Annotated in this window: 7 protein-coding genes and 1 pseudogene; 6 read left to right on the top strand and 2 right to left on the bottom strand. The window is 53.8% G+C overall.

Annotation, left to right across the window (positions count from 1 at the left end; genetic code table 11):
- A pseudogene (locus PPL9_RS23700) lies at nucleotides 1-379 on the bottom strand (ABC transporter permease); the annotation flags it as partial.
- A gap of 64 nt (nucleotides 380-443) precedes the next feature.
- Nucleotides 444-1,370: a sugar ABC transporter substrate-binding protein gene (locus tag PPL9_RS23695; protein ID WP_057465012.1), complete on the bottom strand. Its 927-nt coding sequence runs from the start codon at nucleotides 1,368-1,370 to the stop codon at nucleotides 444-446.
- A 344-nt stretch (nucleotides 1,371-1,714) separates the two neighbouring features.
- Between PPL9_RS23695 and PPL9_RS23690 the strand changes: the two genes are divergently transcribed.
- From PPL9_RS23690 to PPL9_RS23665, 6 genes are all read left to right on the top strand, one after another.
- Nucleotides 1,715-2,566: a MurR/RpiR family transcriptional regulator gene (locus PPL9_RS23690; protein ID WP_057465011.1), complete on the top strand. Its 852-nt coding sequence runs from the start codon at nucleotides 1,715-1,717 to the stop codon at nucleotides 2,564-2,566.
- 142 nt (nucleotides 2,567-2,708) lie between these two features.
- A complete protein-coding gene (gene iolC, locus PPL9_RS23685; protein ID WP_200962361.1) occupies nucleotides 2,709-4,649 on the top strand; it encodes a 5-dehydro-2-deoxygluconokinase in 1,941 nt (646 codons plus the stop codon).
- Complete coding sequence (gene iolD / locus PPL9_RS23680) at nucleotides 4,646-6,478, top strand: 3D-(3,5/4)-trihydroxycyclohexane-1,2-dione acylhydrolase (decyclizing) (RefSeq protein ID WP_057465010.1); 1,833 nt, start codon at nucleotides 4,646-4,648, stop codon at nucleotides 6,476-6,478. Before iolC ends, iolD begins: the two co-directional genes overlap by 4 nt.
- 5 nt (nucleotides 6,479-6,483) lie before the next feature.
- Complete coding sequence (iolE, locus tag PPL9_RS23675; RefSeq protein ID WP_057465009.1) at nucleotides 6,484-7,392, top strand: myo-inosose-2 dehydratase; 909 nt, start codon at nucleotides 6,484-6,486, stop codon at nucleotides 7,390-7,392.
- Nucleotides 7,389-8,213: a 5-deoxy-glucuronate isomerase gene (iolB, locus tag PPL9_RS23670; protein ID WP_057465008.1), complete on the top strand. Its 825-nt coding sequence runs from the start codon at nucleotides 7,389-7,391 to the stop codon at nucleotides 8,211-8,213. The genes iolE and iolB overlap by 4 nt, the downstream gene beginning before the upstream one ends.
- 132 nt (nucleotides 8,214-8,345) lie before the next feature.
- The coding region (locus tag PPL9_RS23665; RefSeq protein ID WP_161831433.1) for a Gfo/Idh/MocA family oxidoreductase at nucleotides 8,346-8,595 on the top strand (250 nt) is incomplete at its 3' end.

The following is an 8,595-nucleotide window of genomic DNA, read 5'->3' as shown; positions in this document are numbered from 1 at the left end:
GTCCGTTGATGGCACCCATTGCAGCTGCCACGATGAAGGTGACAATAATCGCTGCATAGAGTGGCAGGTCGAAGGTGACCATTGCCGCGCCGAAAATCAGGCCTGTGAACGCAACCATAGAGCCAACGGAGAGATCAAACTCACCGCCGATCATGAGAAGTGCCGCCCCAATTGCCAAAATGCCGAGTTGGGCAGCAGGCGTCATGAAGTTCAGGATCCCCGCGAGGGTGAACATCTTAGGGTCAGCCGTAAAAAGAAAGAAGATTGTTACGAGAGCAAGGCCAGCAATGGCGCCGAGTTCAGGACGCTTCATGAGCCGGGAGATGAGCGAGACGTTTTTTACTCTTTCGTCCGCGCTCTCAACAGCAAGATCGGACATTTTATTTCCCTCAGTTTTGCATGAAATGAGAGGGATGCGTGCACCCCTCCCACAGCAAAGCTCCTTAACGGATGCCTTGAGCGGACAGCTCTACAACCTGACCGGCTTTATCAGCGGTGATCAGGTTTGGACCGGATGGAACGTTGCCACCAGGGATAAGTCCGTACTCTGCATTGAGAGCGAGGAAGATAACAGGCAGGTAGCCCTGAAGGAACTGCTGCTGGTCGATTGCAAATGCTGCTTTACCGTCAGCGACTGACTGCAGGAAGCCTGCGGACATGTCGAAGGTTGCAACGTTTACTTCGCCAGTGCGTCCAACGGCTTCAACAGCTGCCACTGCTGGCTCACCCACGAGAGATGCACCAAGACCCATGATGGTGTCGATGTCTTCGTTGGATTCCAGAGTTGCCTTGATCTTCGCTTCAACTTCAGCTGGATCGTTGTTTGTTGGAACAACAGTTACTTTGCCACCAAAGCCAGCTGCAAAACCGTCACAGCGCAGGTCGAGGGACACGTTGCCCACTTCCTGGTTGACGCAGATGCCGACTTTGCCGCCCATGTCAGCAAGCTTTTGGCCTGCTGCTTTACCGGCGTCATACTCGTCCTGGCCCACGTGCAACAAAGCACCAAAGCTTGCAGACACATCACTACCGGAGTTCATGGAGATTACTGGAATGCCAGCTTCCACTGCTTTGGTAATGGATGGGCCGAGCGCGTCACCATCTGGAATGGACACAACGATTCCGTCCGGCTCCTGAACGATTGCTGCATCAATCAGCTGGCTCATGGCCACCATGTCAAAAGTTTCTGGAGCACGGTAAGAAACGTTAGCGCCGCTGTCTTTTGCTGCTTTGTCTACACCGTTCTTAACAACAGACCAGAATGGGTCATTTGCCTGGCCATGGCTCACAACAATGATGTCAGCAGCCATTACAGCAGGTGCAGTCATGATCGCAGCAGCAGCTACGAACGCGCGTAAAGTCTTTTTCATATAAACCTCCCAAGATTGGCGGATGCCAATTTTAAGTCAGGGTTTCCCCTAGAAATCCGGTGTTTATCTCGTCCACAAACACTGGAGTTCGAATGCGTTTCCGCACGAATTGTAGTGCTCAGCCGTCCCACGGGCAAAAGCACCCATCACCCCCCATTATATCAACGCAAGCCTGATTGCGGCAAATCCGTGCTGAAACAGCACTTTAAGAGGGTGATGGACAGAGCACGTGTTACCGGCCCTACAATCGTAGAATTCATCCAAATTTGAGTAATTCGGAAAATTCATTCCAAATTTATAGAACGTACATTGCGGTTTTTCAAGTTTTGGAATAGATTTTTTTCATGACACAGAATTTAGACGCAATTAGCCCAGACATTCCCTCGGATTACGAGAGCCTGAAAGCTCGAATAAGTACTCTTTCGGACAGCATGCCCAAGCGCCTTTTGCAGTGCGCAAGATATGCTTTGGCGAATCCGGACAGAATCGCTCTTGGCACCACAGCCGAGATTGCCAGCGCTGCAGGCGTGCAGCCTTCTACTCTTGTTCGCTTTGCCCAAACGCTAGGATTTGACGGTTTCTCGCAGATGCAGCAGATCTTTCAGGGGCAGCTGGTTCGCCGCAACTCTGAATATACGGAGCGCCTGACGAAGATCCGCGAGAGTGGAACAAACACTCCAGGCAGCATTCTTGGCAACTTTGTAGAACGGTCCAAACAGTCGCTTGATGATCTTCTGCGCCAGGTCGACACGGTCGCTCTTGAGCGTTCCATTGAGGCACTGTCAGCTGCAGAAAACATACACTTATTAGGCCTGCGGCGTGCATATCCGGTCGTCAGCTACCTACACTATACATTGGGCAAGATGGGCGTGAGAACAAACCTGCTGGAATACACGGGTGGCATTCTGGAGGAACGCGTTCAGTTCATCAACGAGAACGATGCATTGTTTGTGGCGACCTTCAGCCCCTACTCTCCTGAGGTGGTTGAGTTTGCAAGCAAGGCCTTTGGCCGGGGTGTCTCTGTTATCTCCTTGACCGACAGCGTTCTGTCTCCAATTGCCCGCGTTTCTTCAACCGTTCTGGAGGTTAATGAGGCTGAGCATGGCGCGTTCAGATCACTCTCCACAACCATGTGTCTTGCCACTTCCATCGCTGTTGCGGTTGGTGATGCACGAAAGTGGACGTCCCTCTCCTAGAGTATCTCTAAGGAATCAATAGGAAGCCGGCAAAGGACTGAATTTGGAAGAGAGCTTGTTTAAAATTTTGGAACAAAGCTCATTCTATTTTGAATAGATATTCCACTTGTGATTATTTTTGGAATATGTAATCTTTCAGGAAATGCTAGTACCTGATTGGGAGAATCCGTTGAAATCACTTGATGTCATCACAATCGGCCGGTCATCGGTCGACCTGTATGGAACGCAGGTTGGCAGCCGACTGGAAGACATGTCTTCATTCAATAAGTATGTCGGCGGCTCACCCACCAATATGTCAGTGGGAACAGCCCGTCTTGGGCTGAAATCTGCCCTAATCTCCCGCGTAGGGGATGAGCACATGGGCCGTTTCATCCGCGAGCAACTGGTTAAAGAAGGCGTTTGCGTTGATGGTCTTGTTACTGACAAGGATCGCCTGACCGCCCTTGTTATTCTTGGCATTCGCGACAAAGAGCAGTTTCCGCTGATTTTCTATCGCGAAAACTGTGCCGACATGGCGCTGTGTGAAGATGATATTGATCCTGAGTTCATCGCCTCAGCTGGCTGTGTGACTGTTACCGGTACCCATCTCTCGCATCCACGCACGGAAGCTGCTGTTCTAAAAGCGCTGCGTCTTGCGAAAGAGAACGGCTCCCGCACTGCTCTGGACATTGACTATCGCCCAAACCTTTGGGGTCTTGCAGGTCATGGTGATGGCGAAGAGCGTTTCATCGCCTCTGAGAAAGTGACCACTGAGCTGCAAAAGCACTTGCACCTGTTTGATTTGATCGTGGGCACGGAAGAAGAGTTCCACATCGCCGGCGGTTCTACCGACACTCTTGAAGCATTGAATGCTGTGCGCAAGGTCAGCAAGGCTGCTCTGGTTTGCAAGCGTGGCCCTATGGGCGCTGTGGTGTTTGAAGACGAGATTGGCGCAAGCCTTGATGATGGCAAATCCGGTCCAGGTTTCCCGATTGAGGTGTTCAACGTGCTCGGCGCGGGCGATGGCTTTATGTCTGGTCTGCTGCGCGGCTGGCTGAAGGATGAGACCTGGGAAACCACCCTCACCTATGCAAATGCATGTGGTGCGTTTGCCGTCTCTCGCCATGGCTGTGCGCCTGCTTACCCAAGCTGGGAAGAGCTGCAGTGGTTCCTTGATAACGGTTCCTCCGAGCATGCTTTGCGCAAAGACAAGAAGCTGGAGCAGATCCACTGGTCTACCAACCGCAAGGGTGAGTGGTCCAACATGAAGGTGTTTGCCTTCGATCATCGCTCTCAGCTGGAAGACATGGCAGCCAAAGTTGGCGCATCCGAAGACAAGATCCCTGAGTTTAAAGAGCTTTGCCTTAAAGCTGCTCAGCAGGTTCGTGCTGGCGGTGACGACTACGGTATTTTGTGTGATGGCCGCCTTGGTGAGGAAGCTCTGTTCAAAGCAACGGGTTCTGGTCTTTGGATTGGCCGTCCGGTTGAACTGCCGGGCTCTCGCCCACTGGAGCTGGAGATTGGTCCAGACCTTGGTTCGCAGCTGGCGGAATGGCCGGTTGAGCATGTGGTCAAGGTGCTGTGCTTCTACCATCCGGATGACAGCGCTGAGATGAAGGCCCGTCAGGAAGAGACCATTTTACGCCTTGCGCATGCATGCCGTGAAAATAATCTGGAATTTTTGCTGGAAGTCATCCCGTCCAAGGTTGGACCGGTTGATGATGATACCACCGCGACCATCATTCAGCGCTTCTATGATCTGGGTGTCTACCCTGACTGGTGGAAGCTGGAGCCTTTGAAGACCGATGCAGGCTGGCAGAAAGCTTGTGACGCGATCAAGACAAATGATCCCTGGTGCCGCGGTATTGTTGTTCTTGGCCTTGATGCACCAGCTGAGGAGCTTAGCGCGAGCTTTAAGGTTGCAGGCAAGTATGACCTTGTGAAAGGTTTTGCTGTGGGCCGCACTATTTTTGCTGATGCTGCTGAGAAGTGGCTTGGCGGAAACATTTCTGACGAAGAAGCCATCGCTAACATGGCTGCAAAATTTGAAGGCCTCGGATCTGTCTGGGAGCAGGCCCGAATGGATAAGAAAGAAGTTGCATGAGCACGATCAGATTAACAGCCGCGCAGGCTCTGGTTCGCTATCTAGCAGCCCAGAAAACGCCTGAGGGAGACAGCTTTATCGCTGGGGTCTGGGCTATTTTCGGTCACGGCAACGTGGCGGGTCTTGGTGAAGCGCTTTATCACACGCAGGATACGCTGCCGACCTATCGCGGTCACAACGAGCAAGGCATGGCCCATGCGGCTATCTCCTATGCCAAGGCATCCAACCGTCGCCGTGCGATGGCTGTGACCACCTCCATTGGTCCGGGCGCGACCAACATGGTGACAGCTGCTGCGCTGGCTCACGTGAACCGCCTGCCGGTTCTGCTGCTGCCAGGTGATGTGTTTGCAAACCGTGCACCGGATCCAGTGCTTCAGCAGATTGAAGACTTTCAGGATGGCACTGTCAGCGCGAATGACTGTTTCCGCCCTGTAAGCCGTTATTATGACCGTATCCAGCGCCCTGAGCAGCTTTTGACAGCTTTGCCACGCGCTATGGCGGTTATGACTGATCCGGTCGAGTGCGGCCCTGTTACACTGGCTATGTGTCAGGACGTGCAGGCTGAAGCTTATGACTGGCCTGTGAGCTTCTTTGAAGAGCGCACCTTGCACTTCCGCCGCCCTGCACCTGATACAGCTGAGCTGGAAACTGCGGTTGCTGCAATCCGCGCTGCGAAGAAGCCGATGATCATTGCTGGTGGTGGTGTGCACTACTCTCTGGCAACGGATGACCTGAAGAGCTTTGCCGAGACACACAATGTGCCGGTTGCGGAAACGCAAGCTGGCAAGTCCGCTCTGCCATGGGATCATGAGCTGAATTTGGGCAGTGTTGGTGTGACCGGCTCTTCTGCTGCAAACGCTGTTGCTGAAGATGCTGATCTGATCATTGCAGTCGGCACACGCTTGCAGGACTTCACGACAGGGTCCTGGGCACTGTTTAAGAACCCGGATCGCCGTATTTTGCAGCTGAATGCAGCTTCTTATGACACTGGCAAGCACAATGCGCTGCCGCTGGTGTGCGACGCGCGTGTTGGCTTGCAAGCTCTCAGCCAAAACCTGGGTAGCTGGAAGGCCGAGACCGAGACTGCGTCTCACCTTGCGACCTGGCTCTCAGCCGTTGAAAATGCAACGGTAGCCCCTGAGGGTGGCAATGAGTTGCCAACTGATGCGCAGGTGATTGGCGCTGTTCAGCGTGCGTCCAATGCAGACACCACTGTTGTGTGTGCTGCTGGCGGTCTGCCGGGTGAGCTGCACAAGCTTTGGAAGACCGATAAGCCGGGTGGTTACCATCTGGAATACGGCTTCTCCTGCATGGGCTACGAGATTGCCGGTGGTCTTGGCGTGAAGATGGCCAAGCCTGAGAACGAAGTGGTCGTCATGGTTGGCGATGGCAGCTACATGATGATGAACTCCGAGCTGGCGACCTCTGTCATGCTGGGTCACAAGATCATTCTGGTTCTGCTGGACAACCGCGGCTACGGCTGCATCAACCGTTTGCAGATGGCAACCGGTGGTGACAACTTCAACAACCTGCTGGATGACGCCTATCACGTTGAGCCATCCAACATTGATTTTGCTGCACATGCGGGTGCAATGGGGGCAACCTCTGAGCACGTGAAAAGCATCGAAGAGCTGAGTGAAGCTCTGGAGCGGGCAAAAGCCAGCACCAAGTCCTACTGCATTGTGATCGACACTGATCCGCTGCCAACCATGCCGGAAGGTGGCCACTGGTGGGATGTTGCCGTGCCAGAAGTATCAAAAAGAAAAGAAGTTAATGAAGCTCGCAAGGGCTATGAGCATGCGCTGACCAATCAGCGTTTGGGGGACTAAGGCCAATGATCCGTTACGGAACCAACCCAATTGCGTGGAGCAATGACGACGACCGTACTCTTGGTGCGCACATTTCTCTGGAACAGTGCCTGAGCGAGGCTGGCGAAATCGGCTTTGACGGCATTGAAAAGGGCCACAAGATGCCAACCGAGCCAGCTGCTTTGAAAGCTGCGCTCGACCCGCATGGTCTTGCCTTTGTTTCCGGCTGGCATTCCTTGAACCTGTTGGCTCACAGCGTTGAAGAGGAAAAGAAGGCGATCCAGCCGCACCTCGATCTGCTCAAAGCCATGGGCTGCAAGGTTTGCATCACCTGTGAGACCTCCAACGCGATCCACGGCGCTGATGATACCCCGCTGGCAGACAAGCCTGTGCTGGCTGACGACCAGTGGGCAAAGTTTGGCGCTGATGTTGAAGCAGTTGCTGCTTACTGCGCGCAGCAGGGCATCTCGCTCGTTTACCATCACCACATGGGTACTGTGGTACAGAGCGGTGAAGAGATTGATCGCTTTATGGACGTGACCGGACCGAACACCTACCTGCTGCTGGACACTGGCCATGCATGGTTTGGTGGAGCAGATCCGGTTGAAGTTGCCAAGAAACATATGGCGCGTGTACGCCATTTGCATGCGAAGAACGTTCGCCCGACTGTCCGCGCACAGGTTGAAGGCGAGCGCCTGAGCTTCCTGGAAGGCGTCCGCCGCGGTGTGTTCACCGTTCCTGGCGATAAAGAAGGCGGCGTTGATTTTGAACCTGTGCTGAAGGTTGCAGCCGAGCATGGCTATGAAGGCTGGCTGGTGATTGAAGCAGAGCAGGACCCTGATCAGCGCAATCCGTTCACATACCAGAGCATGGGCCTGAAAGCACTGCGTGAGATGGCTATCAGCGCTGGTCTTGATAAAAAGGTAGTCGCATGAGCAAGCTTCTCGTAAAACCCAATGGTACAGAGGGCAAGGTGCATGACATCACGCCTGAATCTGCCGGTTGGGGCTACGTTGGTTTTGGCCTTTATCATCTGGAACCGGGCGCAAACGCCAAGGAGCTGATGAAGGGCCGCGAGGCCATTCTGGTTATCGTGGAAGGCAAAGCGTCCATCACTTCTGATGGTCAGGACTTTGGTGTGCTTGGTGAGCGCAAGAACGTGTTTGAACGCATCAAGCCATGGTGTGTGTACGTTCCTGCCGGAGCTGAGTGGAGCGCAACTGCTGTTACCAAGCTGACACTGGCCGTGTGTACTGCCCCTGCAAAAGACGGCAGCTACCCTGCCCGCGTGATTGGCCCGGATGACATCCCTAGCGTTGAGCGCGGCGTTGGTGCCAACACCCGCTACATCCACCCGATTGCCATGGAAGACCAGGACTTTGCAGAAAGCCTGCTGGTGACTGAGGTTTACACCCCTCAGGGCAACTGGTCATCTTATCCTCCGCATCGTCATGATGAAGATAACTTCCCGGAAATGACCTATCTGGAAGAGACGTACTACCACCGTCTCAACCCGGACCAGGGTTTCGGTTTCCAGCGTGTGTTCACTGAAGATGGTGAGCTGGATGAGGCGATTGCTATGTCCAGCGGGGATGTTGTGCTTGTTCCAAAAGGGCACCACCCTTGCGGCTCTCCGTATGGCTACGAGATGTACTACCTGAATGTGATGGCTGGCCCGATGCGTAAATGGCGCTTCCAGAACCACCCTGACCACGACTGGATTGCACAGCGCGACGCAAAACCTGCGGACGCCTAAGGCACCTGATATCCGCGTGTTCCCACTGATATGTCCTTGGGAGCACGCGTTTAATAAGCGCGTAGGTTCTGCGGAAACCACCAGGCATTCGTTGGAGATGCGCGATATAAACGCTGTTGTGAAAGATAAGCTATGACTGTTTCAATTGGCCTGTTGGGAGCTGGCCGTATTGGCAAGACCCACGCAAAAGCTGTAAGCCAGCTTGAAAATGCCAAGCTGGCTGCTGTGTTCGACCCGTTTGAAGATGCTGCAAAAGAGATTGCAGCTCAGACAGGTGCACGCGTTGACGGCCTTGACGCCATCATGAATGACCCGGCTATTGATGCTGTGATCATCGCGACCCCAACTGATCTGCACGCTGAGCAGATTGAGCAGGCTGCGC

The organism is Pseudovibrio sp. POLY-S9 (genome assembly GCF_001431305.1).
GTDB lineage: Bacteria > Pseudomonadota > Alphaproteobacteria > Rhizobiales > Stappiaceae > Pseudovibrio.
Note: the sequence above shows the minus strand (reverse complement) of the source record. Positions and strands in the feature narration are given on the sequence as shown.